The sequence below is a fragment of the Peribacillus sp. NPDC101481 genome (assembly GCF_044767165.1).
Taxonomy (GTDB): Bacteria; Bacillota; Bacilli; order Bacillales; family DSM-1321; genus Peribacillus.
On record NZ_JBIWNJ010000001.1, the window covers coordinates 1,051,874 to 1,078,456 of the forward strand.

Genomic DNA, 26,583 nt, shown 5'->3' on the forward strand with positions numbered 1-26,583 from the left:
CGATCATCTTTTTCACAACGAGCTAGGCGCTGAAGCTGGATTACACAAAAAGCGCAAGCGCCTGGGTTGCTCGTGAAGAAAATAGGGATTGACCCATAAGGCGCTTTTTGCCTTATGAGGGCAATCATCTTTTTCACAACGAGCTAGGCGCTGAAGCTGGATTACACAAAAAGCGCAAGCGCCTGGGTTGCTCGTGAAGAAAATAGGGATTGACCCATATTGGGGCAGGCCATCTACTTTTTTCAATGTGACCCATTTACTTAACAAAAGCGCAAGCGCTGAGGTTTTCTCTTAAAATGGACTCTTGCAAACGAAAAGCCCCTGTCCTGGTCATAGCGTATCCCCCGCAGACATGGAGCTAAAAGACTACCGTTACCATCTTACCTTCTTTCCGGTTACTTCACAACTGCCCAGTCACTCTTTCCTCAAACCTTTTTTGTCGAGTTGCATAATTTATATAGAAGATTACACCAGCATATAAAATCTGAGGAGGTGAAACCTATGTTCCCAAATAGAAATCGTCAACCCGGACCCGGTTTTCAGCCACCCAATGGCCGAAGGATGCAGCAGCACCCTGCTCCATTGAGACAGTCACCGCAAATCCCCCACCCTTATCAGCAGATGCAGCGGCCGATGGTACAAAACAGAGGGCAGATGCCACAGGGACCTCAAGGTTTCCGCGGTCCCTTCAACCAACCGCAGCGGCAGGAGATGCCGCCAGCAAAGAAAGAAGGGTTATTGTCAAAAATACTCGGTAAGTCAAAACAAAAAGCATCTGCGCCAAATTTGTTTGCGCCAGCCGGTACCTCTAATCAAAGTTCTTCAAGAAGCAGCGGAGGCGGTATACTAGAAACATTAAAAAACCCAGAGTCCCTTAATAACATGCTTTCCAACACGCAAAAAGTATTGCAAGCGGCGGAACAATTCACACCTATGGTGGAACAATACGGACCAGTGATTAAAAACCTGCCTTCCATGTGGAAAGTTTTCCGGAGCATTTCATCAGCCGGTGATAACGAGGATCAGGGAGTTTCCGTTGAAAGCGAGCCAAATGTTGAGGTACAAAAAAACAGTGTGGTACAAACGGATTCGAAGAAAAAAGAAAAAGCTAAAGAAGCTAACCCTATCGCCCAAGTCCATACCGAAACCAAAAGGGAGAGGTCATCCGGTCCAAAGCTTTATATCTAAAGGCTGCAAGAAATTTACCAATAACTGATTTTATGTAAATATGATGTTTTGTAATATCATCTATGGTCTTATATAATAGAAAGGTATAAAAAGTGAGAGTTTCTTGCCTTGAAGGAGGACACATAGATGAAAGTGATTAAAATTTCCCCGCGCGGCTATTGTTATGGCGTTGTCGATGCCATGGTCATCGCCCGTAATGCGGCTTTAGATAAAACCTTGCCACGTCCCATTTACATTTTAGGAATGATTGTGCATAACAAACATGTGACGGATGCGTTTGAAGAAGAAGGCATCATCACGCTGGACGGCAGCAACCGCAACGATATCATCGAACAGGTGGACAGCGGAACCGTCATCTTTACTGCTCACGGCGTTTCACCTGAGATCAGGAAGATCGCCGAGAAAAAAGGTCTTGTTACGCTTGATGCTACATGTCCCGATGTTACCGCAACACATGACTTAATTCGGGAAAAACAAGCGGAAGGCTATCAAATCATTTATATTGGCAAAAAAGGCCATCCGGAACCAGAGGGTGCTGTCGGAGTTGCTCCTGATGTAGTTCACCTGGTTCAAAAGGATGAAGATGTGGAAGCCTTGACTTTGAATAGTGATAAGATCATTGTTACCAATCAAACAACGATGAGCCAATGGGATGTATTGGATATCATGGATAAGGTCAAGGAAAAGTTTCCACATGCAGAAGTCCATAAGGAAATTTGTTTAGCGACACAGGTTCGCCAAGAAGCGGTTGCCGAGCAAGCTGGTGAAGCTGATGTTTTAATCGTAGTCGGAGACCCCAAGAGTAATAATTCAAACCGCCTTGCACAAGTTTCCCAAGAGATTGCCGGCACGAGCGCTTATCGGATCGCTGACATTTCCGAGCTGAATCTTGAATGGCTAAAAGATGCAGAAACGGTTGCCGTCACTTCAGGGGCTTCCACACCAACTCCGATCACGAAGGAAGTTATCGCATTTCTAGAGCAATATGAAGCAAGTGATGAATCGACTTGGAATACCGAAAAGAAAACGCCATTGCATAAAATTTTACCTAAAATTAAAGTGAAGAAATGATTTCACACAAAAAAAGGCAGCCACTAATGGCTGCCTTTTTCGTGTTATTTAAATGAATTGGAAAGGGTCTGTATTCAGCCGGGATGGAATGAATTCCACATCGTAGCTCTTTTCGCGGCACATTTTTTCAAGGATTCGTGCCACCCCTTTTTTCATCACCTTTTCAACATTGTGGCCTGGATCCACGATATTCAATCCAAGCATCATCGCGTCATGCGCTGTATGGTAATACATGTCACCCGTAACGTATACATCAGCTCCCTTGAACTTCGCTGTTGTAAAGTATTTATTGCCGTCTCCGCCCAACACTGCCACTTTTTTGATTGGGCTTTGCAAATCTCCAACGACACGCACCTTTTCAACATCAAGTGTCCGCTTCACATGTTCGGAAAATTGTTCAAGTGTCATTTCTTCAGGAAGTACACCGATCTTCCCTAAGCCAAGAGACTCCCCTTTATTCTCCAGTTTATATATATCATGAGCAACTTCCTCATATGGATGGGCTTTGATCATCGCAGATAGTACTTTCTTTTCGATATTTTCCGGGAATATCGTTTCGACTCGCATTTCAGCTACTTCTTCAAGCTTTCCTTGGGAGCCAATTACCGGCTCACTGCCATCACCTGGCAAGAAGCGTCCGGTACCTTCCCCGGAAAACGAACAATTGCTGTAATTCCCGATCGCTCCGGCCCCTGCCTTACCTAGGGCTTCCCTCACCTTTTGTGCATCGGTCTTTGGAACATATACGACCAATTTCTTTAGAGTTGTCTCGGTAGTTGGAATCAATACTTCTGTGTCCTGCAATTGCAGCGCTTCGGCAAGTAAATCATTTACTCCGCCCCTAGCGACATCCAAATTGGTATGCGCAGCATAAACAGCGATATCATGTTTGATCAGCTTTTCGATGATGCGGCCTCCAGCAGTGTTTGTATCGATCCTTTTCAATGGTCGGTAAATAAGCGGATGATGGGCGATGATCAATTCCGCGCCATGTTCTATCGCTTCGTCTACAACCTCTTCCAGCACATCAAGGGCAATCAGCACTTTAGTAACCGGCTTATTGAGCTGACCGACATGCAGCCCGATCGGATCTCCCTCCATCGCATAATGCTTTGGGGAGAATTGTTCAAACGTTTCAATGATTTTGTGACCATTCACTGTCTTCACCCTTTAAGCACCTCCTCAATTACGGAAATTTGGGATTTTAATTCATTGCGCTTCGTTTCCAGTCCGCTTCTTCCGCTTTCATCCAATTGTTCGATGATTCTCTCCAAATGTTTTTTCTCTAGCTGCCATTTTTTTATGAAAATGTCACTGAATTGCTCTCTTAAGTATGGACCGAACGTGAGGCCTGCTTGCTTGTTTATCAGATAAGGGCGGAGCGGGTCCCCTTTTCCGGCAATTAAGATTTCATAGATTTTCCCATCTTCTTCAAGGATTTCCTCTTCAATAAGTTCCCAGCCGTTTTCCATTAGCCAGCTGCGAACATTCGCTGCACCGACATTTGGCTGAAGGATAAGCCTTTCTGCCCTGCCCAGTTTCCCTTTTCCGCTTTCCAATATACTTGATATTAAAGTCCCTCCCATGCCTGCAATCGTAATGCAAGTCGCTTCATCAGGTTTCAATACTTCAAGCCCGTCTCCTTTACGGACCTCTATCTTGTCCCCAAGCCCCGTCATTGCAACTTGCTTGCGTGCTGACTGATATGGCCCTTCTACAACTTCGCCGGCTATTGCACTGTCACACAAGCCGTTAGTCACAGCATAGCACGGCAAATAAGCATGATCGGAACCTATATCTGCAAGGATGCTTCCTTTTGGTATATGTATGGCAACACGTTCTAATCTCATCGATAGTTTTTCATGATTCATATTTATCAACTCTCTTAATTCAAATAATTTCTTACTATAATTAGTTTCCCATTCGATTATACCAAGTTCAATCGAAAAATTACAGAAAGGAGAAAGGACTCTTTCTATCAGTGGGCAGAAGAAACTTTCCATCTGGAATCTTCCTTTTCTGAATAAATGAAAAACTGACTCAAAAAGTTCGCTTTCCAACGATTTCTTGAGTCAGTTTCATGAATTATTTCAGTCCATGAATATATTCGGCCATGGCGTCAATGTTCTGTTCTTCGACTAAACCTGGTGGCATTGCACCTCGTCCATTCGTGATCACTTCTTTGACCTCGTCCACCGATAGACGATCGCCAACACCTTTTAGGGCAGGCCCGACGCCGCCTTGATAGGCGTCACCATGACATGAGATACAGTTTTGCTTATAGATGTCCTCAGGTGATGCTGAGGCACTTTCTGTTTCTTCTGTCTTTTCGCCGCCCTCTTTTTCCTTAGCAAGATCTTTGGCATCACCCAAACCTTTAAACGAAAGTAAAAACATAAGTCCAATACCAAAAACCATGATAATAATAAAAGGCATTACTGGATTGCGATTCATAGTATTTCCTCCCCTATGTAGAACCTAAACTTACCATATTTAATATTATATACAAACAGCTATATATTATTTTACTTGAAAAGAGTTTCAAGTAAAAGCCCAAAAATAGAAGATATTATATAATTTCTTAAAATTGTCAAAAACTTATGTATATTTCCAAACAGTTTTACTTTTTCTTACATATATTTCATAATACCCTAAAATCACTAATTAAAACCGCTAGAATGTCCTAAAAAAAAGTAAAGAGTGACCATTGCTCCCAGGCCTCCCCCTATGGAAAAATGGAGCAGCTTCAGTTTTTTGCCCATTAGAATCCAAAGTCCGCAATTAATGAACAGGAAAATATAAAGGATACTCACTTGACCAGGTGCCATGAATTCGGCAAAACTGACTGTTAATAACAGCAAAGATAGCGCCATTCCCATCAAGGCCATTTGAAAAATGATTTTCCTGCCGGCAAAGTGGCGGGCCGCCAGCCCAAAGACAAGAATTGAAATTGTTGTCATAAGCATTTGCATTCTTATGGGTATTTCAGTAAAATAATTCAAAAATACAATAAATGCAAAAAGGGCCCCAATCAACAACCCGGAAAAGATGTCGTTTTTTACGCTCCCGGATTTAGCCGAATTGGGTGGCGGCAGTTCGCCTTGACAGTATAATGCAAGCAGATAATTACAATATTGCTCCGGAAGCATACGACTTTCCTTCCAGGAGTTTATTTCTTGAATGATGATTTTCTTTCTCATCTCATCCATGAATCTCACATCCTCATGATGATCATTTCTTTTTATGACTTAGCTTTCAAATTTTTTACAGTGTATTGGTAATTATTGTTTTTATAGGATATTTTTACATCAAAACTAAAAAAAAGAGCCGCTCCCGAACGCTGGGCATTCAAAGAGGGCTCTGTGAAGGGCATATATTCTATTCCAGGAAATCTTTCAAGCGTTTGCTGCGGCTTGGATGTCTCAGTTTACGAAGCGCCTTCGCTTCGATTTGACGGATACGCTCGCGGGTGACCCCAAATACTTTCCCTACCTCTTCAAGAGTGCGGGTGCGGCCGTCATCAAGTCCAAAGCGGAGTCTCAAGACGTTCTCTTCACGGTCAGTAAGAGTATCCAATACATCTTCAAGCTGTTCTTTCAATAGTTCATATGCTGCATGCTCAGATGGAGAAGTTGCATCCTGATCTTCAATGAAATCACCTAAATGTGAATCGTCTTCTTCTCCTATTGGCGTTTCCAATGAAACCGGTTCCTGAGCTATTTTCAAGATTTCACGAACTTTTTCAGGTGTTAAGTCCATATCCTCCGCAATTTCTTCCGGAGAAGGTTCACGTCCTAAATCCTGAAGAAGCTGTCTTTGGACACGGATCAATTTATTGATGGTTTCCACCATATGCACCGGTATCCGGATCGTCCTTGCTTGGTCGGCAATCGCACGGGTTATCGCTTGGCGAATCCACCATGTTGCATACGTACTGAATTTGAATCCCTTGCGGTAATCAAATTTCTCGACTGCTTTGATAAGTCCCATATTACCTTCCTGAATCAAATCAAGGAAAAGCATTCCGCGTCCGACATAGCGCTTGGCGATACTGACAACAAGACGAAGGTTAGCTTCTGCCAAACGGCGTTTCGCTTCTTCATCCCCATCTTCGATTCTCGTCGCCAGAGAGATTTCCTCTTCTGCCGATAAAAGGTCTACCCGACCAATTTCCTTTAAGTACATGCGTACTGGGTCATTGATTTTAACGCCAGGAGGAACACTTAAATCATTTAAGTCAAACTCTTCTTCTTTTGCAAGCTTCTTCTCATCCGGATCATCTTCATCCTCGTCCTCCTCACCATCAGTGAGTATTTCGACGCCGTTTTCTGCTAACACCTCATAGAACTCATCCATTTGATCGGAATCCAATTCAAAACCGCCAATCATTTCAGCGATTTTTTCTAAAGTCAAAGAGCCTCGTTTTTTACCTAGCTCTAGTAATTTTTCTTTCACCTGTTCAAGGCTAAATTCATTATCAACTTGTTTGGAACGTGCTGGTTTTTCAGCCATTAGTTCCCCTCCTTCCAGGACTTACACCTAAACGACTACAACATTTTACGCAATTTAATGATTTCCATGGCAATTTTTGCAGCAGTGACATAATCACTTCGCCTAACTGCATCTTTTTCTTCAACTTGTTTTTCTTTTATCTTTAACAATTTTTCATATTTCAACACTTGATTTATGCAATCGGTCAGTTCTTTATCGGTAACTTCCTCATTCACTGACATCATTTCTATTTCCGAAACGATCCTTCTCAAGTTTGGATCCGGTAAATAAGTAAGGAAAAAGCTTGTATCCGGTTCGTGTCCATCTTCATAGAACGCATATAAATAGGTGATGATTGCCTGATGTTCATCTACATGAAAAACCGTTTGTCCAAGCAATTGCTGAATTTTGAAGGTCATATCCCTGCTTTTTAGCATATGGGCGATCAACTTCATTTCAGCATTATGGTGAGCAGGCTTTAACTTATGCTCATATTGCAGGGACATTTGCTTTTGGGCTGCTGGCTGCGGCAGTGTCCCCTTCTTGCGTTCCGTAAAGAACACCTGACGCTGCTGCTGTTCCAGCGCATCCAATGATAGGGAAAATTCAGAGGATAGCTGCCGAAGATAATGATCCCTCTCCACTGCATTGGGCAATCGTGAAATTTCTTTAAGGACTTCTTCGATATATTGAATTCGATCTCCTTCATTATTTACATTTTTCCCTCGACGCAAATAATGCATTTTGAATGCCATGTAGGTTAAACTGGCCCCTATTACTTCAGAAACAAAGCTTTTTTCACCGAATTCCTTTATGTAGTCATCGGGGTCCAAGTTATCAGGCATGAGAGCGACTTTCACGGAAAACTCATGGTCCTGTAGCATATTAACTGCACGATTGGCAGCGTTTAATCCCGCTGAGTCCGAATCGTAGCATATAAGTATCTGGTCAGTATTTCTTTTTAAAAGCTGGATATGCTGGTCCGTCAGGGCAGTACCCATTGTAGCGACCGCATTCTCCACACCTGCGCCAACAGCTGAAATGCAATCGGCAAAGCCTTCAAAAATGACTGCTTGTTCTTTCTTTCGTATGTGTGGTCTTGCATGATGGAAATTATATAAAGTTTTACTTTTATTAAAGATTGGCGTTTCAGGACTATTCAAATATTTGGGCTCATCGTCCCCCATCGCTCTTCCTGAAAATGCAATCGTATTTCCTTGATGATCCATAATTGGAAACATGACTCTATTTCTGAAACGGTCAAAATATGACTCGTCTTTTTCCCTGTAAATAATAAGCCCTGCCTGCTCCATGTATTCCGCTGGAAACCCGCGTTTTAAAAGAAACTTAGACACGAAATCCCATGAATCCAAAGAGTAGCCAATTTGGAACTTTTCTATAGTCTCTTCAGTAAACCCGCGTTTAAGTAAATATTCGAGAGCATCCTGCCCCTCTTTCGTATTAACGAGGAGATGATGATAAAACTTCCTCAGCAGGTCATGTGCCTCGACCATTTGCTGCGAGCCTGCCGGCATGTTAGAACGCTTGGAATCCTTATTGATTTCAACATCCAAAGGAACATTTCCTTTTTCGGCTAAAACTTTTGCAGATTCCACAAAGCTGTAGCCTTCTATATCCATTAAGAAGGTAAAGATATTTCCCCCTGCCCCGCAACCAAAACAGTGAAAGATTTGTTTTTCCGTTGAAACGGAAAACGAGGGCGAGTTTTCACCATGAAAAGGACATAGGCCAAAGTAATTGCGCCCCTGCTTCTTTAACTGGACATACTCCCCAATTAAATCAACAATGTCAACAGCTTCGCGAATTTGATTAATTTTCTCATCTTCTATACGGCCATTTATCATTTTTCCACCTTGCAATATTGGTGATAGTTTTTAATTCGATACTGTTTTCTAATTCCCTGCAAAGTTCGACAATGTTTTCAAAAGTTTATTTGTGAAACATGCACGATCTTCCTTCGTGAATGCTTTCGGCCCTTTTGTATGCTTACCCTGCCTGCGGAGTTTCGCCGACTGATAGCGCATATCCAAGAGCATGAAAATATTCTCGTCAGTGTATTCTTTTCCCCTTGGCGAAAGGACATAAACGTTTTTAGGAAGCAGGGTCCCAGCTAAACCAATATCTGCAGTAACGACAATATCACCCTTTTTTACTGAGTTTACTATATAAAGATCTGCCGCTTCTTTGTCTGCATCGACATATACCCATTTACCTTCAGGGTTATTCATCATATTTTTATATGATGCAACAAAACAGACTTCAACATCGTGCAAACTTGCACAATGAAGGATTTCGTCTTTCACCGGGCATGCATCGGCATCGACGTGTATCGTGGGTTTATTATTCATACCTTCTAATTCTACATCTTTCTGCATAATCCTTTTTCTCCCCTAAACTTTATGAAGATATGGTGAATTTTCAGCATTGATCCAGAGGGTTTCCTCTAAAAGAGCACACATAATTCTTCAAGGAATACCTGTTCATTTAAGTGAAAGCGGATCTTTTTTCCTTGGAAAAGACCAGCCCCTCCTGAATTATACGGAACATGTCGAATTATTTTTATGATAAAAACCTTGACATCTCATTAACCTTTAGTTTATTCCTTATTAATTAAGTCTAAACCTTAAGATTACTTTTTTCTCACAATTTTTTATTATAGTCTATTTGATTAGAAGATGCCAACATTTAAATTCCGAATTTGTTTTCATGCAAATCAAAGGATTTACAGTTGGAAACAAGGAGAAATTTTATGTAATTATTTTGAACTTATTCTTTTTATTCCCTATTGAACCTTGGCATTAAAATGTGAGCTGACACATAAAGTGCCTAGCTCACATTTTGATTTGCCTTAATTATAAGGATTAACGGTTTTTGTTTTGAAGGATATTGATTATCAAATTGGCTGTTTCTTCAACAGCTTTATTGGTTACATCAATAATAGGACAGTTCAACCTTGATATGATTGTATCAAAGTATGTCAATTCTTCTTTTATACGCTCCACATTTGCATAAATCGCATGATCATTAAGCCCAAGCGACTTTAATCGTTCTTTACGAATATGGTTCAGCTTTTCCGGACTGATTTTTAATCCAATGCATTTTTCAGGAGGTACCAGGAACAGCTCTTCTGGAGGTTCCACTTCAGGCACTAAAGGTACGTTAGCCACCTTATAGCGTTTGTGGGCTAAATACTGTGATAACGGCGTTTTTGAAGTGCGTGAAACACCGACAAGGACGATATCAGCACGTAATATGCCCCGAGGGTCACGTCCATCATCATATTTTACAGCAAATTCAATGGCTTCCACACGCTTGAAATAGTCATCATCCAGCTTTCTTACAAGACCAGGTTCATTAAGCGGCCCTTTTGGCGCCCTTTCCTCAAGGATGTCCATGAGCGGCCCTAAAATGTCATAAGCAGACAGGTTTTCTTTCTCGACCTGTGCTTTCATATACGCTCTAATAGCTGGCTTCACAAGAGTATAAGCAATGATTGCCCCATCCAACTTAGCCAGTGATATCACTTCATCCACGTTTTGTTCATCTTCAATATACGGAATTCTCTTTATGGAAAATGCAGATCCCGAGAACTGGCTTGCAGCGGCTTTTGTAACCAATTCCGCTGTTTCCCCTACCGAATCCGATACAACATATATAATAGAACCGTTCATATTCTCCGTCATTCCTTTTGCAAGCCCCCTAATAGCCTTCATCAGCCAAAGCTACGAATGCTTTCGTAATATTGGTTTTTGTAATTCTTCCAATTACTTCATAGCCTTTTTCTGTGTCTTTGACGACCGGTAATGAGTCGATTTGTTTATCAATCAATTTCTTGGCCACATCAATCAAAAGGTCTTCTTTTGAACACATTGTAATATTGGGCATCCTAGTCATGATGATATTGACTGGAATGGAGTTAAGCTCTTGTTTCCCAATACTCGCACGCAACAAGTCTTTCCTTGATAAGACACCAACAAGCAATGCATGCTTATCGACCACGAACATTGTTCCGACATCTTCCAAAAACATCATGACGATTGCATCATATACGGAAATGCCCTCGTCAACAACAACGGGTATCGATTGGTAGTCTCGTACATAAAGATGGTTAAGGCTATCGGTCAAAAGCTGTGTACCTGACCTGCCTGTATAAAAATACCCCACTCGCGGCCTGGCATCAAGAAAACCTGCCATCGTTAAAATGGCTAAATCTGGACGAAGTGTCGCCCTGGTAAGGTTCAATCTATCCGCAATATGTTCTCCAGTAATCGGTCCGTTTTCTTTTACAATTTGTAAAATTTGCTCCTGACGCTTATTCAATTGGATTATAATCACCACCCCACTGCTTTCGCAGAGTAAAGTAACAAAAGTTATTCATTTAATAATTATATACTAAATTATTTAATAAGGGCATTTTTGTCCTATTTATTGACCATTATCTTTTTAAGAAATCGGAAACCCTATTTAAAGTGTTTCCGATTTCCATACATCCCTTCGATCATGTAAGGATGATTTTATTCATGGCAGCAAAACCAGCAACCAAATCACTGATTTCCTTCATTAAGGATAAACGGTTATTACGGATTGCTTCATCATCTGCCATGACCATTGTATTCTCGAAATACGACTCTATTTCCGATTGAAGCGAAACAAGCTGTTCAAACCGCTCATTCTCATCTCTAGATTCCATATAACGGATTGCCACTTTTTTATATTTTACATATAACGCATTTTCTTGATCATTTTCAAAGGCAGAAGGATCAACTGTCACCTTATTGTCACATTTAACGGCAATGTTCATGACCCGACTTAATGCTTCCAGGCTTTCTTTAAACCCTGCTTCGTCCTTTTTAGCATCCAAGACATGTGCACGTTCCACGATAGAGTGGATATAACCGATCTCATTGAACAGAACTGCATCAATCAAATCGTAACGGATTTGCTGTTCTTGAAGCAGGTGTTTGACACGCGCTTTAAAGAATGTGAACATATCCGCTTTAACTTCTTCAAGATCACGATTTAAGATGCCTTTTGATTCCAGTCCTTTAAGGCCTAAAACAATAAGCTCCTCTAGTGAAATATTCCATTTCTTCTCCGCTAGGATTTGGACGACACCGCTCGCCTGCCTTCTTAATGCGTAAGGATCCTGGGAACCGGTCGGAATGACGCCAATAGCGAAGAATGAAGACAAAGTATCAATTTTTTCAGCTAAACTCACAACCGCACCAATGACTGAAGGCGGTACATTGTCATCCGCATGTCTTGGCATATAATGTTCATTGATAGCCGCGGCCACTTCTTTGGCTTCACCTTTTAAGAGCGCATATTTTTCACCCATATACCCTTGCAATTCAGGGAATTCATAAACCATTTGACTCACCAAATCGAACTTGGCAATTGCCGCTGTCCGAAGCGCCATTTCTTTTTCCGCCTTTAAATTCAAAGCATCCGCAAGGTCACCCGTCAGGGCAGTTACCCGGGCAGTTTTCTCAGCTAATGTACCGATTTCTTCATGATAAACGATGCTGTCAAGCTTTTTCAAAGCATCCGAAATCTCTTTTTTCTGATCCTCTTTATAGAAGAATGCTGCATCAGATAAGCGGGCACGCAATACTTTTTCATTACCTTTAGAAACCTTATCCAAATGGCGGTCATCGCCGTTACGCACGGTTACAAAGTGAGCAAGCAGTTTCCCGTCCTGATCTTTAACAGGGAAATAACGTTGATGTTCCTTCATCGATGTGATAAGCACCTCAGCTGGGAGCTCAAGGAATTCTTCTTCAAAATTTCCAAATAACACCGTTGGATACTCCACCAAATTATTGACTTCTTCCAGCAAATCTTCATCGACTGGGATGATCCAGCCTTTCTCCTGCGCAAGCTCTTTAATCTGATCCAATATAACTTGCCGGCGTTTATCTGGATTCGCCATAACAAATTGTTCTTTTAGCGTATCTTCGTACAGTTCCGGCAGTTCGATGCTAGCGCTATCGCCCAAGAAACGGTGTCCTTTTGTTTCACGGCCCGTTTCCACATCAGCAATGCTGAATGGCACAATGTCATTGCCGAATAAGGCAATCAGCCATTTAATCGGACGGACGAAGCGGAGCTCCTGATTGGCCCAACGCATATTTTTCGGAAACGTCATGCCGCTGATGATTTCAGCAAGCTCAGATAAAAGCTGAACGGTCTGCTGTCCTTTTATGAATTTATTCACATGGACATATTCCACACCCTTGAGTTCTTTAAAATAAATGTCCTCTGAAGTCATTCCTTGACCCCTGACGAATCCCAATGCCGCTTTAGACCAGTTGCCTTCGCTGTCCAAAGCGATTTTCTTAGCCGGGCCTTTTGCTTCTTCTTCGATATCCTTTTGGGACTCTTCCACGTCTTTCACCAGTACGGCCAAACGTCTTGGTGTGGAAAAAGCTTCAACCGTTCCGAATTCAATCGCTTTTTCCTTTAGCCATTGCTGCACCTTATCTGACAACTGTTTCATTGATGCTGTCACAAAACGGGCAGGCAGCTCTTCCAATCCAATCTCCAATAACAAATCACACTTGCTCATTTGTATTCTCCCCTTTCACTTTCAGAATCGGGAAGCCTAATTTTTCCCGCTCTTCATAGAAGGTCTTGGCAACCTTGCGCGCTAGGTTACGGCACCGGGCAATATAACCCGTTCTTTCCGTCACCGAGATGGCACCTTTGGCATCCAAAAGGTTAAATGTATGTGAACATTTCAAAACATAATCATATGCGGGATGTACAAGACCTTCTTCCATTTGGCGATGCGCTTCCTTTTCATACATCGTGAAAAGCTGAAACAGCATATCAAGGTCGGAGGTTTCGAACGTATATTTCGAATGTTCGTATTCCGGCTGTCCAAATATATCCCGAACTGTGAATCCATCTGTCCATTCCAGGTCAAATACGTTTTCCTTATCTTGAATGTATGAAGCGAGACGTTCGATCCCGTATGTAATTTCCACGGAAACCGGCTTGCACTCAAGACCGCCCACTTGTTGGAAATATGTAAATTGCGTTATTTCCATTCCATCAAGCCACACTTCCCAACCGAGACCGGCACACCCTAGTGATGGGTTTTCCCAGTTGTCCTCCACAAAGCGAATATCATGCTCAAGCGGATTTATCCCTAAAGCGCGTAAAGAATCCAAATATAATTCTTGGATATTGTCAGGCGACGGCTTCATGATCACTTGGAACTGATGGTGCTGATACAGTCGGTTAGGGTTCTCACCATAACGACCGTCAGCAGGACGGCGTGATGGCTCCACGTAAGCAACGCTCCAAGGCTCCGGTCCTATGGCTCTCAGGAACGTGTATGGGCTCATCGTTCCTGCCCCTTTCTCGACATCATAAGCATTCATCAATATGCAGCCTTGTTCAGACCAATGCTTTTGTAACGTTAAAATCATATTTTGAATATTCATCGTACACCTCCAGGTTATTTAAAACGGCTCTTTTTAAAATCAGGTCGGAACCCATCACATTTGGGCAAACAAAAAACTCCCGTCCCTATGCGAAATGCATAGGGACGAGAGTATACCCGCGGTTCCACCCTAATTGCCGTTTATAAAACGGCCTCTTTTCAAAGCAACATGCTCCGGAAACGCCCTTCCCTGTAAATCCATATCCCGGCTTCCACCGTCCCGGGTTCGCTTTTTATGGAGAATGACAGATACTCTTTTCCATCAACGCAATCTTCTTATTTTGATGTTTAGAATTTTATACAAACTAACAAGGAATGTCAATAGGTCAGATCCTAAAACATATCTTTCATCGTATCAATCTGATTCAGGAACTTTTTTGATTTCAAGTTCAGACCAGAATATTCCTCATAATAAGCATCGATGATCTTTCGCAGTTCTTTTTTCGTTTCAGGCTTGACGGAAATGTTTCCGAGCCTTGATAAATCGAAATAATAAAAGATTCGCAGCAATTTGACGGCTGCAGCTGAAATTTTATAATGATAAGGGTCTTTCCCCAGGCAGCGGTGACAGATAAAGCCCGCTTCCCGAAGCGAGAAGGAGAATTCCCCTTCCGTTTCACCACATACAGCACATTGATTCAGCACTGGGTTAATCCCATTGACGGGCAGCATCTTCATTTCAAAAATGAATTTCAATACCTCTGCGTCATATTCTTCGTTTATGTAATGCAAGGTTTGCGAAAGCAACTCATACAAATATGGATTCGGTTTCTTATCCTCGACACTTTTATCAAGCAATTCAACAATATAAGAAGCATAAGCAGTGGCAAAAAGATCCTCCCTTATGAAACGGAGTGAATCGACCATTTCGCCTTGCTGAAGACTTCCGAGTCCGGTTGATGTAGTTACAAGAAAATACCCGGAGCAAAAAAGCTGTGTGACGGCAGAAAGCCTGCTGTTAGGTTTACTGGCTCCTCTAGCCATAACGCCGATTTTTCCTAGCTCACGGGTATATATAGTAATGATTTTGTTATTTTCTCCATATGCAGTTCGCCTTATGACAATGCCCTCACATTTTTGGAGCATACCAAGACACCACCCATGCTCGCCAAGGCTAACCTATGAAACGGGAAAATCAATTTCTGCTAGCTCATCGTTCAATACCAAGTGTCTTTCCTGTCTTTCGACTTCTATCTCCTTAAACAGCAAATAGGTGTCCACATTACCTGTTTCAGAGAATAATTCCCAGGTAAAATCCAACATATAAAGCCCACCTTTCATTTTTAACTAGCAATATGAATATCCGACCATATGATTAGCTTGACCGTTTTCCGAACTTTCATGACGCGTAAATTTTGTTAATTAATACTCGCTCTCATTGAAGCCATAATCACGAAGCTGGCTTGCTTTGTTACGCCAATCTTTCTGCACCTTCACCCACAGTTCCAGGAAAACCTTTGAGCCCAATAAGTTTTCGATATCCACTCTGGCACGGCTACCGACTTCTTTAAGCATTTTCCCTTGCTTTCCGATGACAATGCCTTTTTGTGAATCACGTTCGACAACGATCGTCGCCATGACATTAATGGTGTCGCTGTTATCCATTTTTTTAATCGAATCGATGACAACAGCCACCGAATGCGGAATTTCTTCCCGTGTAAGGTGCAGAACCTTCTCGCGGACCAATTCGGAAATGATAAAACGTTCCGGGTGGTCGGTCACTTGGTCAGCAGGATAAAACTGGGGACCTTCAGGCAGATGTTCCTTGATTTGCTCAAGCAGTGTATCAACGTTATTTCCTTCAAGCGCAGAAATCGGAACGACTGCCGCAAAAGGGTAAAGCTGTTGGTATTTTTCAATGATCGGAAGTAAATCATCCGGATGCATCGCATCGATTTTGTTTACAACCAGGAAAACAGGCGTTTTTACGGATTGAAGTTTTTCAATGATAAACTCGTCACCGCGTCCGTATCCTTCAGTCGCATTGATCATGAAGAGAATCAAATCGACTTCCTTCAATGTATTCGTGGCCACTTTCATCATGAAATCACCAAGCTTATGCTTTGGTTTATGAATGCCGGGTGTATCGATGAAAATCATTTGTGAATCGTTTTGCGTAAGTACACCTTGGACCTTATTTCTTGTAGTTTGCGGTTTATCGCTCATAATGGCGATCTTTTGGCCGATGACCCGATTCAGAAATGTACTCTTCCCAACATTAGGTCGTCCAATAATCGAAATGAAACCTGATTTGTAATCTTTTACTTGTGTATCATTAAATAATTTATCCATTCAAATCCTCCGGTGAAAAAGCTCCTGGAAGCAATTCCTGTACTGTTAATTCTTTTATATCCCCATTTAAGTTGGTCAAAACAACCGGCATATCCTTTTCGCACAGTTCTGAAATAACCTGCCTGCATGCCCCGCATGGAGCAACGGGACCGTCGGTATCTGCCACGACTGCAAGTTTAACGAACTTTTTATCGTCATGGGCATAAGCACTGAATAAAGCTGTCCTTTCGGCGCAATTACACATGCTGTATGCTGCATTTTCTATATTACAACCATGATAGACCTTTCCATCAGCGGTTAAAAGGGCTGCCCCCACCTTAAATTTGGAGTAAGGCACATAAGCTTTATCCCTTGCTTTTTTAGCTTCCTCAATCAATTCCTTTGTATTCAATTCACATCTTCCTTTCAAATTGAGTACCATTTCGGCAACCTACAGGCCAAACTTGGGCAAAAATATAATCAATCCAACTATTATAGAAAATATAGCATATATGAATACAGCTCCGGCTGCAATATCTTTTGCCTGCTTGGCAAGCGGATGGATTTGATCCGTTACCAGGTCCACTACCCTTTCAATCGCTGAATTAACGAGCTCCAAGGTAATCGTGCCGGCTATGGCCGCTAAAATGAAAAGCCACTCCATCCCATTCAATGAGAAGTACCAACCAAAGAATACGACGATGACCGTTAACACGAAATGAATCTTGATATTGCGTTCAGTCCGAACAGCCTCCAAAATTCCCTGACAGGCAAAAGAGAAACTTTTTAATAAAGGATACCTTTTTTTACCCTTCTCTTGAAAGTCCATATTCTTCCAAGATCTCCTTTTGTTTTGTGAACATCACTTTTTCATCTTCTTCATTCATATGGTCAAATCCTAATAAGTGAAGAAAACCATGCAGAGCTAAAAATCCAAGTTCCCGGTCAAATGAATGACCATATTCTTCAGCCTGTTCCTTCGTGCGTTCAATGGAAATGATGATATCCCCTAACATGCGGGGCATTTCGGCCCCGACAATTTCCACTTCATCTTCTCCCATTTCTTCAAGTGCAAAAGAAATGACATCTGTAGCTGAATCTTTATTACGATATTCTTTATTGATTTCCCGAATCCTATCATTGTCAACAAATGTAACAGACAGCTCGGTGTCTTTTTCAATGTTTTCTTTTCTTGCCGCAAATTGCAGAATGCTTTCAACAAGGTGCTGAGCTTCCTCCGTTACTTCGTTCGTTTCATCCATTAAATCGATAGCTAAAATCATTCTTTCACCTTCTGTCCTAATTTATCCGACTCCGGATATTCAATCCTGGAGTGGAAGATACCATTAAGCGATTCACATAAGGAATGCTTCACGATACTCAATTCTCTCATAGTAATGTCACATTCATCAAATTGACCATCAGAAATCCTGTCCTGAATGATGAAACTTACCAGTTCTTCAATCTTCTCCGGCGTTGGGTGCTTCATCGATCTCACTGCAGCTTCCACACTATCGGCTATGCCGATGACGGCTACTTCCTTCATTACCGCCCTCGGCCCGGGATACCGGTAGTCCGCTTCGAGTGTGGACTCATCCTGTTTTTTTGCCTTATGGTAGAAAAATTTCAATAAAGTGGTCCCATGATGCTGCTCTGCAATATCCACAATCTCTTTCGGGAATTTGTGACTGCGAAGCATCTCCCCGCCGTCTACGGCATGGGCAATGATGATATCCCTGCTCGTTTCCGGCTGCAGCCGATCATGCGGGTTCTCTTCATTCATCTGATTTTCGATGAAGAAATGCGGCCGCTTCGTTTTACCGATATCATGATAATAACTGCCGACCCTTGCCAGCAATCCATTCGACCCGATGGCTTCACAAGCCGATTCCGCCAAATTGGCGACCATCACGCTATGATGATATGTCCCTGGAGCCTCTATCAAGATCCTTCGAAGTAATGGATGATTGGGATTCGCTAGCTCGATAAGCTTAATCGATGATAAAATCCCGAAACCAGCCTCGAAAAACGGCAACAGGCCCATTGTCAAAACGGCTGCACCCACTCCAGAACCCATCGCAGCAGCAGCATAATACAAGTACTCCATTCTAGTATATTGGCTGTCCATAATGAAGATGAGCGAAAAAACAAATGCCATATTGATTAAAGCCAATAGCAGCCCTGCTACCAGCACCTTTGATTTGAAATTTGGCCTGGATAAAATGATGATTGCCGTCAATCCCCCGAAAATGATATAAAGCCCCATCGAGAAATCCAGATTTCCAGGTGTATCACCATTGAATATAATCGTACCATACGAACCTAATAATATGATCATCGCTACCGCTAACCTATCATTCAATAATATCTTGATGAGCATCGCCGCCATGGCACCCGGGAAAATGTATTCCAAGTTCGAGTTTTTCAGGTCTGCGAGAATGCTGACTGTTTTCATGGTAGCCATTGAAAGGATGAAGACAAGACTGAAGATCAATAACTGATTGTACTTGTTATCCTTTTTGGAAATGGAATAGTAGAAAAAGTAATAAAAAGCGGCAAAAGTCAGGACTATGAATAACAGCAGGCCGATATACGGGTAAATGGTAGACTCCGTATTTAAGAAGCCCGCCAATTCAAGCTGCCTATAAACATCCCTGTCCACTAATTGATTTTCTTCAACGATGATCTGACCTTGAAGGATCCTGATCGGCTCTACGCTTTCAACCGCTTTCCTACGCTGTTCCTCGGTTTTGTCCTTATCGAAAAATACATTCTGAATGATTGCCGTACGCGCAAGGGAAGTGGAGGCTTTTTTCATATCGCCGCTGATGCTCATATAGCCCAATTCCTCTACAACCTTTTTCTTGGCATTTTCGACGTCACTTGCTGCGATTCGGGAGCTCATCACATTATTCACGGCTGTAATGGTTGAATCCTTCGCTATTTTCAACTCATCTTCATCAGCCTGCACTAATGCAAGGAAAACGGATTCCTCGATATTTTTATTCACTTCATCGGTCAATTTTTCTTTTAATATGGAAACTTTTTGAGCATCCGTCTTTATTGTCTCTTTTTTATCCTCTTTTTCCTCATCTTCTTTATGATCTTCATCGGTTTGCGTTTCTTTATTCACCTCTATCGCTGAATCGAAAATGGATGAAATCAGATCGACTTTATTTTTTGCATATTCTTTTTTTAGAGAATAAACATCCGCCACCTGTTTTGAAATCTCTTCTTTTTCCTGTTCCGTCTTATAGGTATCTTCCACAGTCTTGGTTGAACGGATCGTTTGTTCAGCAGGCTTAAACAGCTCTACCTGGACCCTTTCCGGCTTAACATTGGAGAACATTAACACATAAGCAAACAAACCAAGAATGATGAACAATAGCACTTGAAAAAAGCGATGGACCAACAGCCCTTTTATTTGAGTGAAAAATTTCTGGATACGATTCAAGGAAGGTCCTCCTAATAAAAATGATGTTTATTATTCTAGATATGTAAAATCATAACAGTTTTTATGTGAATTTTCACCTTCGTATTGATAAATGTAAAGCTTCCTTCATTCCATATCCACTTTTTTACCATAAAGTTTGTAATTTAGACACATCAAGAAAAATCCGCCGATTGAAATGGCGGATTTCTTCTTATGACTTCGCCTGCTCGTAAGCAGTAATGATTTTGGCGACAAGCGGATGTCTTACAACATCACTTTGTTCAAAATAAACAAAGGAAAGGCCTTTAACATTCTTCAAGATCTCTTCTACCCTGACAAGACCTGACTTCATGCCTTTTGGAAGGTCAATTTGGGTCCGATCTCCCGTAATGACCATTTTCGATCCGAAACCAAGCCTGGTCAAGAACATCTTCATTTGGGCTTCCGTCGTATTCTGGGCTTCATCCAATATGACAAAGGCATCTTCAAGCGTACGGCCCCTCATATAAGCCAGAGGAGCTATTTCGATCGTTCCGCGCTCTATCATCCTCTGCGTCTGTTCCATCCCTAGAAGGTCATGGAGAGCGTCATACAGCGGACGTAGATAAGGATCTACCTTTTCCTTCAGATCACCAGGCAGAAAACCAAGGCTTTCCCCCGCTTCGACGGCAGGCCGTGTCAGGATGATCCGTTTAACATGTCCATTTTTCAATGCATTGATGGCCATCACTACAGCTAGATAGGTCTTCCCGGTTCCGGCAGGCCCAATTCCAAATACAAGGTCTTGTTTCTTTATTGCCTGGATATAGTATCTCTGCCCGATTGTTTTGACTTTAATGGATTTCCCCTTAGCCGTTTTTGCGATTTCCTCATCATATAATTCGCCGAAATACTCCAATGTGCCTTTTCTTGCCAATTCAATTGCATAAAGCACATCTCTGGAACTGATTGCAATTCCTTTTCTGACCACTGTCAATAATGCCTTGAGGATTTCCTCCCCCATCGTTACCCGCTCGATATCCCCGGCAACACTCACCGCTTCACCTCGGGTTATGACGGAAATGCCCAGCTCCTCTTCGAGCACTTTTACATTTGAATCTCCATTGCCCAATAAAGCGATCGCTTCATTAGGTGATTCTATTTCTAGCTTAATTACTTTCACATCATCTGCCATTCGTTAGTCTCCTTGAATGATTGGCTGTCCAATCGCTATATCTTCAATAACTTGGTAATGTATAGATAATTTTACTTTACCATTCTCCATGCTTTCGTGCAAAATTTTTTCTTCGACGATTTCATCTTCCTCTTCCAAATGCTTTTTCAATTCAGCTTTAGCCATTTTCCTGCCTTCCTCCACGGCTTCTTTCTCCGTATAACTTCGTACAATATCTTCCTTGCTCCTAAAGGTCACTTGTTTATAGGAAATGGGCAGTTCCCATTGAAGAAAGTGAAACGGCCTCATTGTCGTTTCTTTTTCCTGTTTTTCATATTTCGGATCCTTGAAGCCCCATACCGGAAGGGAAAAGCCCCCCATTTTTAAAAAGTGCCTGCTTGCTTCATCTCCGTTAAAAACAGAAAACTTGGTTTTTAACGGTACTTCCACTTTCGCTTTATACCACGTTTTCCCTTTTATTACTCCTTGTGCGGATACAATTTCCTGTTTATCCTCTTTTCCAATCCATCCTGAAACAAGAAGCTGTCCCTTTCCTACATAATCATTCACATTAACAATAGATTGTCCTTTTTCAACGAACATATCAGTGATGATCGCTTTTTTAGAAGCTACCAAATTCTGCGGAGATGTTTTCTCGACCTCTTTAGGCTGCCGTTTTTCTACAACCCGAAAATGGTATGTCGTTCCCTTCAGCTCTACCCCTACCCATGTCAATGCACCGATCCGGTCCGACAGCTTACGCTGAATCGTATCCACATCATCAACAAAGAATTGCACTTTACCGATCTTCACGCCCATCTTGTCCAATTCTTTCCGGATGGCATGCTCGGTTGCCGGTTTGGCATCTTGAACCTCGATGCCCCATACCATATTGGAAAGTACGAATATGCATAGCAGGAAAGCGATCATCCCCGCTAAAAACCCGCTGTTTTTCATGACTCTCTTCAATAGGAAAGGGAAACCCTTTCCCTGCATGAACTTTACTTTACAATCGCTCTTACGCATGACCTGACGGAGTTTTGGGATATCCCTGATATCCATATGGAAAATCAGGGATTCACTTCCGATACGCTTCACTTCCCAGATATGAAGCCCCCTTCTCGTCAGCATATTGATCAGCCGTTCTGCACCTTTGCCATAAGCCTTCACCTTTACATAGCCTGTATAATAGTTTGTCCATTGGTTTTTCATGGAGACCTCCCGGGATCATTCATTGATAAAATAAACCTTATCAATTTTGCCTTCGAGCATGATTTCTTCCGGCAAAATCGTCTTTATGACAAAGGCATTTCCCTTTATCAGCAACTGCCCATTTTTCAGCATCAATCGCACTTCGCTGTCTGTAAAAGCCAATAAGCCACGATGGTTTTCAATATAAATATGTAATTGTCCGATCATTGTAATTCGCGGCAGGTCCATCATGACATCTTGCGGAAGGTCCATTGTTTTGGTCATAAGCTGTTTCACTTTTTTTCCCCAATTGCGTGCCATAAAAAAGAACCCCCTTTCATCTCAATGTATGAAATGAAAGAGGGTTCTAGCACAAAATTATAAGGGAATAAAAGTCTATTTTTTCAGGCTTTTAATGACAGGCTTAAAAAAGCCCAGTCTCCGAATCACCTTCTGGATCTATGAAGACTTCTCTTCGCCCTTGGCGGTCCCAGCACTTCTGACATGATGATGCCATCAATCAGCTGTTTTTTGCCAAAAGACGGTCCTTTGCGATAGACCGGACTGTTTTTATCAGAAATCGTTGATGTAAGTTGATCTGCTTTCGCTTTTTGATATAAACGCTCTTGATCGTACTTCTGCTGAAGCCGTCTAAGCTCGGTAATCCTTTTGTTCGCTTCGTTCTTCGTCTCATCGATCACTTCAACAGCCTGTGCTGCCTGCTGTTCGACTTTCCTTACGGGAGGAGGTGCATGCTTTTGCTGCTGATTTCCTTGCGGCATTTCACCTTGAAGCTCCCGCATGACCTCCTGCCATTTCTTTTTCGGAGGCGTGCCAGGATCTTGAGTCTGCTTTTTCTTTCCTAACATGGACGTTAAAACACCGATCAAGACAATGATAAGGAATGGGTTCTCGAGAAAGAAATCAATAAAACCTCCCATTTAAAGACCTTCCTTCCCTGACCTAATTATTATTATGGTTATTGTTGTTATCTTTTGGATTTTCGGATATTTTACTGATGGAATCGCGCATATCAGTGTCAGCCGTGATATTTTGGATATTCATATAATCCATCACTCCAAGGTTTCCGCTTTTCAGTGCATCAGCCATGGCCAACGGAACTTCGGCTTCGGATTGAACAACCTTCGCTCTCATTTCCTGAACACGGGCAACCATTTCCTGTTCAAGTGCAACAGCCATCGCACGGCGTTCCTCGGCCTTTGCCTGGGCTATCTTTTTATCGGCTTCGGCTTGGTCAGTCTGTAATATGGCCCCGATATTTTTACCGATATCCACTTCAGCGATATCAATGGAAAGAATTTCGAAAGCCGTTCCTGAATCCAACCCTTTTGATAAAACCGTTCGTGAAATCAAATCGGGGTGTTCCAGTACATCCGTATGCATTTTCGAAGCACCGATCGTCGATACGATCCCTTCGCCTACACGGGCAATGATCGTCTCTTCACCGGCACCACCGACCAAGCGTTCAATATTGGCTCGCACCGTAATCCTTGCCTTCGCTTTCACTTCAATACCATTCATCGCCACACCAGAGATGAACGGGGTTTCAATCACTTTCGGGTTAACACTCATTTGAACGGCTTCCAATACATCACGGCCGGCAAGGTCAATAGCTGCACCCCGTTCGAAAGGTAACGTGATATTGGCTCGCTCTGCAGCAATTAATGCATTCACCACTCGATCGACATTACCGCCTGCAAGGTAATGGCTCTCCAATTGATTCGTTGAAACATTGATTCCAGCCTTATGGGCCTTGATAAGTGGATTGACGACCCTGCTTGGTATAACACGGCGAAGCCTCATTCCAACTAATGTAAATATGCTGATTTTGACTCCTGCCGCTAAAGCGGAAATCCATAGCATTACTGGTACGAATGTGAAAAATACTGCCAATACGATGATAGCAGCAATCACTGCCAGTACAATAAATATCGTTCCTGAAGTTATCACTTAATGATTCATCCTTCCTGTATCTTTTAATTTTAATTTGAATCCGGTATTTCCCGGACGACTACCCTTGATCCTTCTACTTTCACGATAACGATTGATGAACCTTTGGAAATAAAGCTTCCTTCGGTCACGACATCCACTCTTTCTTCTTTGACCAAAGCAGTTCCTGAAGGCCTCAAATCTGTAAGGGCCTTCCCTTCAACACCTAATAAATCCAAACGATTCGGATTGCTGACATACCCTTGTTCCGTTTTTGTTGCATCGGTTAATATCATTTTCCTGAAAAATTTCATCTGTTTTCCAAACACCTTTACAAGTAGGATGAATACCAAAATGGATACGGTGACCGCAATTAGCAAGGATATCGTCATATGGACCGGATCTCCTGTCGCGAGGAATAGACTCCCCACTATCGCTGTAAATCCGAGCAGCCCGATAATCCCCCCTGGGATAAAAAATTCAATGAGTACGAGAATGACCCCAATGATGAACATCGCTAACGATTCGTATCCGGTGATACCGGCGACAAGATGACCATAGAAGAATAAAACAAGACTGGTGATTCCAATGACCCCCGGAATTCCAAAACCGGGTGAAAACAATTCCATCACAATCCCGATTCCCGCTATCGTTAATAAAATGGGTACGACGATCGGGTTGGTCAAAAAGCGGGCAAGTTTCTCAGGAAAGCTTTCTTCGATTGACCGAATATCAGCATCCTCAACTCCAAGTATACTATACAGCTCCGCTTTCCCAGAGACGGTGCCTTCACTATATCCAGCCTTTTTTGCCTGTTCGGCTGTAAATGTCAGCAACTTTCCTTTTTCCGCTCCATATTCGGGTAGATCGATGTCAACATCCGCCATCGCCTGGGCGTAAATGGGATCACGTCCATTTTGTTCTGCAGCAGTCTTCATGGCTGCTAACCAATAAGATTGCGCTTTCTTACCTGCAGCGTTCCCTGTAGAATCAATTACAGCGGCAGATCCCATGGTGGCACTCGGAACCATATAGATCTCATCTGCACTTAGAGAAATGTATGCCCCTGCAGATAAGGCCCTGTTATTGACGTAGGCAACTGTCTTGATTGGTGAATCGGACAGTAACTTTGCAATTTCCCCTGCTGCATCCACAGCACCTCCAGGAGTATTCACCTCGAAAACGACAAGGTCTGCATCAGCTGCTTCAGCAGTGGTAAGCGCGCGTTCCAAAAATGCCGAGAGTCCCTTTTCCACCGTTTCTTCTATTGGTACATGGTAAACGATCTTCTCGTTTGCAGATACCGTCGATCCCCCAAAAGAAGACATGGTGAACAGCAATCCAAATAAGAGTACAGATAAATAACGCCAAATTTTCAACGGAACGCCCCCTTTCCCGCATTAAACGCGGTAAGTGCCTCCAATATTCAGGAGGAAAACCTACCAGTAAATTCAGCACTCAACTAAATTCGAATAAGGAGCAAATGAAGCAACCCTTTACTCTGTTCTTTAGTTATTACGTATGTATATGAAAAAGGTTTCAAAAAAAGCAAATAAAATTAAAAATGCCCCTATTATCTTGGGCATCGTTTCAATAATATACGCATAAAATTCATGAAATACACAAAAACCACAGGCAAATTGCCTGCGGTTAGGTTTCGAGTTTTAAGTTTAGAGTTTAAGATAGATGTTGTTGTACTAATTTGTTTACTAGAGAACCATCCGCTTTACCTTTAACTTTAGGCATTAAAGCTCCCATAACTCGCCCCATATCTGCTTTGGATGTTGCATTGACTTCTTCAATCGTTTGTTTAACGATATTAGAAATGTCTTCTTCTGAAAGTTGCTCAGGCATATATGCCTCTACGTATACTAGTTCGGTGCGGACTTTATCCACGAGATCTGAACGACCTGCGTTTTCAAACTCCTGGAGGGAGTCTTTGCGTTGTTTTAATTCGCGAGAGAGCACTGTCAATTCTTCATCATCTGTTAAATCTTGCCTCTGCTTCAATGCTTCGTTTTGAATGGAAGCCTTCAGCATCCGAATAACAGATAGTTTGTCCTTTTCCTTGTTCTTCATCGCTTGTTTCATATCATTATTTAAACGCTCGAGAAGACTCATCTTTCCACCCTCTCTTAGAATTTACGTTTTCTTGCAGCTTCAGACTTTTTCTTACGTTTTACGCTTGGTTTTTCATAAAATTCACGCTTCCTAGCTTCCTGAAGCGATCCTGCTTTAGATACAGTACGTTTGAAACGACGAAGAGCATCTTCAAGCGATTCGTTTTTACGAACGACGGTTTTAGACATCTCTTTCCCTCCCTCCGAAAACAACACACTAACTCAAGTTGTCAACATGTTATAC

The 26,583-nt window shown here is 42.2% G+C and carries 28 protein-coding genes and 1 other annotated feature; of the genes, 2 read left to right on the forward strand and 26 right to left on the reverse strand.

Translation table 11 applies throughout. The features are described 5' to 3' along the window. Positions 1 to 501 precede the first annotated feature (501 nt). Both vrrA and ACIROD_RS05065 read left to right on the forward strand, forming a co-directional pair. The gene (vrrA, locus tag ACIROD_RS05060; protein WP_402938451.1) at positions 502 to 1,188 is read left to right on the forward strand and encodes a VrrA/YqfQ family protein; all 687 of its coding nucleotides are present in this window, start codon (positions 502 to 504) and stop codon (positions 1,186 to 1,188) included. A gap of 126 nt (positions 1,189 to 1,314) precedes the next feature. Then, positions 1,315 to 2,259, forward strand: coding sequence for a 4-hydroxy-3-methylbut-2-enyl diphosphate reductase (locus ACIROD_RS05065; protein WP_101222589.1), 945 nt, complete (start codon positions 1,315 to 1,317; stop codon positions 2,257 to 2,259). Between the two features lie 48 nt (positions 2,260 to 2,307). Here the strand turns inward: ACIROD_RS05065 and ACIROD_RS05070 are convergent, their stop codons facing one another. From ACIROD_RS05070 to rpsU, 26 genes are all read right to left on the reverse strand, one after another. Then, complete coding sequence (locus ACIROD_RS05070) at positions 2,308 to 3,426, reverse strand: Nif3-like dinuclear metal center hexameric protein (protein ID WP_260358098.1); 1,119 nt, start codon at positions 3,424 to 3,426, stop codon at positions 2,308 to 2,310. Next, positions 3,423 to 4,130: a tRNA (adenine(22)-N(1))-methyltransferase gene (locus ACIROD_RS05075; RefSeq protein WP_402940114.1), complete on the reverse strand. Its 708-nt coding sequence runs from the start codon at positions 4,128 to 4,130 to the stop codon at positions 3,423 to 3,425. The genes ACIROD_RS05070 and ACIROD_RS05075 overlap by 4 nt, the downstream gene beginning before the upstream one ends. A 214-nt stretch (positions 4,131 to 4,344) precedes the next feature. Then, on the reverse strand, positions 4,345 to 4,713 hold the full coding sequence (gene cccA / locus ACIROD_RS05080) for a cytochrome c550 (protein WP_101222591.1): 369 nt from the start codon (positions 4,711 to 4,713) through the stop codon (positions 4,345 to 4,347). A gap of 206 nt (positions 4,714 to 4,919) precedes the next feature. After that, complete coding sequence (locus tag ACIROD_RS05085) at positions 4,920 to 5,468, reverse strand: hypothetical protein (RefSeq protein WP_402938456.1); 549 nt, start codon at positions 5,466 to 5,468, stop codon at positions 4,920 to 4,922. A gap of 169 nt (positions 5,469 to 5,637) precedes the next feature. Beyond that, positions 5,638 to 6,771, reverse strand: coding sequence for an RNA polymerase sigma factor RpoD (gene rpoD, locus ACIROD_RS05090; protein WP_034308477.1), 1,134 nt, complete (start codon positions 6,769 to 6,771; stop codon positions 5,638 to 5,640). A gap of 35 nt (positions 6,772 to 6,806) precedes the next feature. Continuing rightward, positions 6,807 to 8,612, reverse strand: coding sequence for a DNA primase (dnaG, locus tag ACIROD_RS05095; protein WP_101223468.1), 1,806 nt, complete (start codon positions 8,610 to 8,612; stop codon positions 6,807 to 6,809). A gap of 51 nt (positions 8,613 to 8,663) precedes the next feature. Beyond that, entirely contained in the window at positions 8,664 to 9,119 is a 456-nt protein-coding gene (locus tag ACIROD_RS05100) for a YaiI/YqxD family protein (protein ID WP_101223469.1), read from the reverse strand. Between the two features lie 513 nt (positions 9,120 to 9,632). Beyond that, the gene (locus ACIROD_RS05105; protein WP_101223470.1) at positions 9,633 to 10,442 is read right to left on the reverse strand and encodes a pyruvate, water dikinase regulatory protein; all 810 of its coding nucleotides are present in this window, start codon (positions 10,440 to 10,442) and stop codon (positions 9,633 to 9,635) included. A gap of 28 nt (positions 10,443 to 10,470) precedes the next feature. Beyond that, entirely contained in the window at positions 10,471 to 11,109 is a 639-nt protein-coding gene (ccpN, locus tag ACIROD_RS05110; protein WP_034308483.1) for a transcriptional regulator CcpN, read from the reverse strand. A gap of 160 nt (positions 11,110 to 11,269) precedes the next feature. Next, entirely contained in the window at positions 11,270 to 13,339 is a 2,070-nt protein-coding gene (glyS, locus tag ACIROD_RS05115) for a glycine--tRNA ligase subunit beta (RefSeq protein WP_402938459.1), read from the reverse strand. Next, entirely contained in the window at positions 13,326 to 14,222 is an 897-nt protein-coding gene (gene glyQ, locus ACIROD_RS05120; protein WP_402938461.1) for a glycine--tRNA ligase subunit alpha, read from the reverse strand. Before glyQ ends, glyS begins: the two co-directional genes overlap by 14 nt. Positions 14,223 to 14,319: 97 nt before the next feature. Next, positions 14,320 to 14,496, reverse strand: a binding site (T-box leader). 58 nt (positions 14,497 to 14,554) lie between these two features. After that, entirely contained in the window at positions 14,555 to 15,307 is a 753-nt protein-coding gene (recO, locus tag ACIROD_RS05125; protein WP_101222595.1) for a DNA repair protein RecO, read from the reverse strand. Between the two features lie 33 nt (positions 15,308 to 15,340). Then, a complete protein-coding gene (locus ACIROD_RS05130) occupies positions 15,341 to 15,484 on the reverse strand; it encodes a YqzL family protein (protein ID WP_101222596.1) in 144 nt (47 codons plus the stop codon). A gap of 99 nt (positions 15,485 to 15,583) precedes the next feature. After that, the gene (gene era, locus ACIROD_RS05135; protein ID WP_101222597.1) at positions 15,584 to 16,513 is read right to left on the reverse strand and encodes a GTPase Era; all 930 of its coding nucleotides are present in this window, start codon (positions 16,511 to 16,513) and stop codon (positions 15,584 to 15,586) included. Beyond that, positions 16,506 to 16,904, reverse strand: coding sequence for a cytidine deaminase (locus ACIROD_RS05140; RefSeq protein WP_101222598.1), 399 nt, complete (start codon positions 16,902 to 16,904; stop codon positions 16,506 to 16,508). Before ACIROD_RS05140 ends, era begins: the two co-directional genes overlap by 8 nt. 39 nt (positions 16,905 to 16,943) lie before the next feature. Further along, positions 16,944 to 17,321: a diacylglycerol kinase family protein gene (locus ACIROD_RS05145; protein ID WP_137019114.1), complete on the reverse strand. Its 378-nt coding sequence runs from the start codon at positions 17,319 to 17,321 to the stop codon at positions 16,944 to 16,946. Beyond that, the gene (ybeY, locus tag ACIROD_RS05150) at positions 17,299 to 17,775 is read right to left on the reverse strand and encodes an rRNA maturation RNase YbeY (protein WP_101222600.1); all 477 of its coding nucleotides are present in this window, start codon (positions 17,773 to 17,775) and stop codon (positions 17,299 to 17,301) included. The genes ACIROD_RS05145 and ybeY overlap by 23 nt, the downstream gene beginning before the upstream one ends. Then, the gene (locus tag ACIROD_RS05155; RefSeq protein WP_402938468.1) at positions 17,772 to 19,946 is read right to left on the reverse strand and encodes an HD family phosphohydrolase; all 2,175 of its coding nucleotides are present in this window, start codon (positions 19,944 to 19,946) and stop codon (positions 17,772 to 17,774) included. Before ACIROD_RS05155 ends, ybeY begins: the two co-directional genes overlap by 4 nt. Before the next feature lie 190 nt (positions 19,947 to 20,136). Continuing rightward, positions 20,137 to 21,099, reverse strand: a complete 963-nt coding sequence (locus ACIROD_RS05160; protein ID WP_034308506.1) for a PhoH family protein — start codon at positions 21,097 to 21,099, stop codon at positions 20,137 to 20,139. A 3-nt stretch (positions 21,100 to 21,102) separates the two neighbouring features. Further along, positions 21,103 to 22,290, reverse strand: a complete 1,188-nt coding sequence (yqfD, locus tag ACIROD_RS05165; RefSeq protein WP_402938471.1) for a sporulation protein YqfD — start codon at positions 22,288 to 22,290, stop codon at positions 21,103 to 21,105. A gap of 15 nt (positions 22,291 to 22,305) precedes the next feature. Beyond that, positions 22,306 to 22,590: a sporulation protein YqfC gene (yqfC, locus tag ACIROD_RS05170; protein ID WP_034308511.1), complete on the reverse strand. Its 285-nt coding sequence runs from the start codon at positions 22,588 to 22,590 to the stop codon at positions 22,306 to 22,308. A 125-nt stretch (positions 22,591 to 22,715) separates the two neighbouring features. Beyond that, positions 22,716 to 23,210: a hypothetical protein gene (locus ACIROD_RS05175; RefSeq protein WP_260358109.1), complete on the reverse strand. Its 495-nt coding sequence runs from the start codon at positions 23,208 to 23,210 to the stop codon at positions 22,716 to 22,718. A gap of 22 nt (positions 23,211 to 23,232) precedes the next feature. Continuing rightward, a complete protein-coding gene (gene floA / locus ACIROD_RS05180; protein WP_402899859.1) occupies positions 23,233 to 24,222 on the reverse strand; it encodes a flotillin-like protein FloA in 990 nt (329 codons plus the stop codon). Positions 24,223 to 24,272: 50 nt separating this feature from the next. Continuing rightward, positions 24,273 to 25,592 carry an NfeD family protein gene (locus tag ACIROD_RS05185; RefSeq protein WP_397315433.1) on the reverse strand — a complete coding sequence of 440 codons (1,320 nt, stop codon included), beginning with the start codon at positions 25,590 to 25,592 and terminating at the stop codon, positions 24,273 to 24,275. 304 nt (positions 25,593 to 25,896) lie between these two features. After that, a complete protein-coding gene (locus tag ACIROD_RS05190) occupies positions 25,897 to 26,340 on the reverse strand; it encodes a GatB/YqeY domain-containing protein (RefSeq protein ID WP_101222605.1) in 444 nt (147 codons plus the stop codon). Between the two features lie 14 nt (positions 26,341 to 26,354). Continuing rightward, the gene (rpsU, locus tag ACIROD_RS05195) at positions 26,355 to 26,528 is read right to left on the reverse strand and encodes a 30S ribosomal protein S21 (RefSeq protein ID WP_028391853.1); all 174 of its coding nucleotides are present in this window, start codon (positions 26,526 to 26,528) and stop codon (positions 26,355 to 26,357) included. Positions 26,529 to 26,583: the final 55 nt, after the last annotated feature.

What these genes read in the sequence shown, in the direction of transcription:
- vrrA (WP_402938451.1), top strand. Translation starts at nt 502, where the DNA reads ATGTTCCCAAATAGAAATCGTCAACCCGGACCCGGTTTTCAGCCACCC.
- ACIROD_RS05065 (WP_101222589.1), top strand. Translation starts at nt 1,315, where the DNA reads ATGAAAGTGATTAAAATTTCCCCGCGCGGCTATTGTTATGGCGTTGTC.
- ACIROD_RS05075 (WP_402940114.1), bottom strand. Translation starts at nt 4,130, where the DNA reads ATGAATCATGAAAAACTATCGATGAGATTAGAACGTGTTGCCATACAT.
- cccA (WP_101222591.1), bottom strand. Translation starts at nt 4,713, where the DNA reads ATGAATCGCAATCCAGTAATGCCTTTTATTATTATCATGGTTTTTGGT.
- ACIROD_RS05085 (WP_402938456.1), bottom strand. Translation starts at nt 5,468, where the DNA reads ATGGATGAGATGAGAAAGAAAATCATCATTCAAGAAATAAACTCCTGG.
- rpoD (WP_034308477.1), bottom strand. Translation starts at nt 6,771, where the DNA reads ATGGCTGAAAAACCAGCACGTTCCAAACAAGTTGATAATGAATTTAGC.
- ACIROD_RS05100 (WP_101223469.1), bottom strand. Translation starts at nt 9,119, where the DNA reads ATGAATAATAAACCCACGATACACGTCGATGCCGATGCATGCCCGGTG.
- ACIROD_RS05105 (WP_101223470.1), bottom strand. Translation starts at nt 10,442, where the DNA reads ATGAACGGTTCTATTATATATGTTGTATCGGATTCGGTAGGGGAAACA.
- glyS (WP_402938459.1), bottom strand. Translation starts at nt 13,339, where the DNA reads ATGAGCAAGTGTGATTTGTTATTGGAGATTGGATTGGAAGAGCTGCCT.
- glyQ (WP_402938461.1), bottom strand. Translation starts at nt 14,222, where the DNA reads ATGAATATTCAAAATATGATTTTAACGTTACAAAAGCATTGGTCTGAA.
- recO (WP_101222595.1), bottom strand. Translation starts at nt 15,307, where the DNA reads ATGCTCCAAAAATGTGAGGGCATTGTCATAAGGCGAACTGCATATGGA.
- ACIROD_RS05130 (WP_101222596.1), bottom strand. Translation starts at nt 15,484, where the DNA reads ATGTTGGATTTTACCTGGGAATTATTCTCTGAAACAGGTAATGTGGAC.
- era (WP_101222597.1), bottom strand. Translation starts at nt 16,513, where the DNA reads ATGGATAAATTATTTAATGATACACAAGTAAAAGATTACAAATCAGGT.
- ACIROD_RS05145 (WP_137019114.1), bottom strand. Translation starts at nt 17,321, where the DNA reads ATGGACTTTCAAGAGAAGGGTAAAAAAAGGTATCCTTTATTAAAAAGT.
- ybeY (WP_101222600.1), bottom strand. Translation starts at nt 17,775, where the DNA reads ATGATTTTAGCTATCGATTTAATGGATGAAACGAACGAAGTAACGGAG.
- ACIROD_RS05160 (WP_034308506.1), bottom strand. Translation starts at nt 21,099, where the DNA reads ATGGCAGATGATGTGAAAGTAATTAAGCTAGAAATAGAATCACCTAAT.
- yqfD (WP_402938471.1), bottom strand. Translation starts at nt 22,290, where the DNA reads ATGAAAAACCAATGGACAAACTATTATACAGGCTATGTAAAGGTGAAG.
- yqfC (WP_034308511.1), bottom strand. Translation starts at nt 22,590, where the DNA reads ATGGCACGCAATTGGGGAAAAAAAGTGAAACAGCTTATGACCAAAACA.
- ACIROD_RS05175 (WP_260358109.1), bottom strand. Translation starts at nt 23,210, where the DNA reads ATGGGAGGTTTTATTGATTTCTTTCTCGAGAACCCATTCCTTATCATT.
- ACIROD_RS05190 (WP_101222605.1), bottom strand. Translation starts at nt 26,340, where the DNA reads ATGAGTCTTCTCGAGCGTTTAAATAATGATATGAAACAAGCGATGAAG.
- rpsU (WP_028391853.1), bottom strand. Translation starts at nt 26,528, where the DNA reads ATGTCTAAAACCGTCGTTCGTAAAAACGAATCGCTTGAAGATGCTCTT.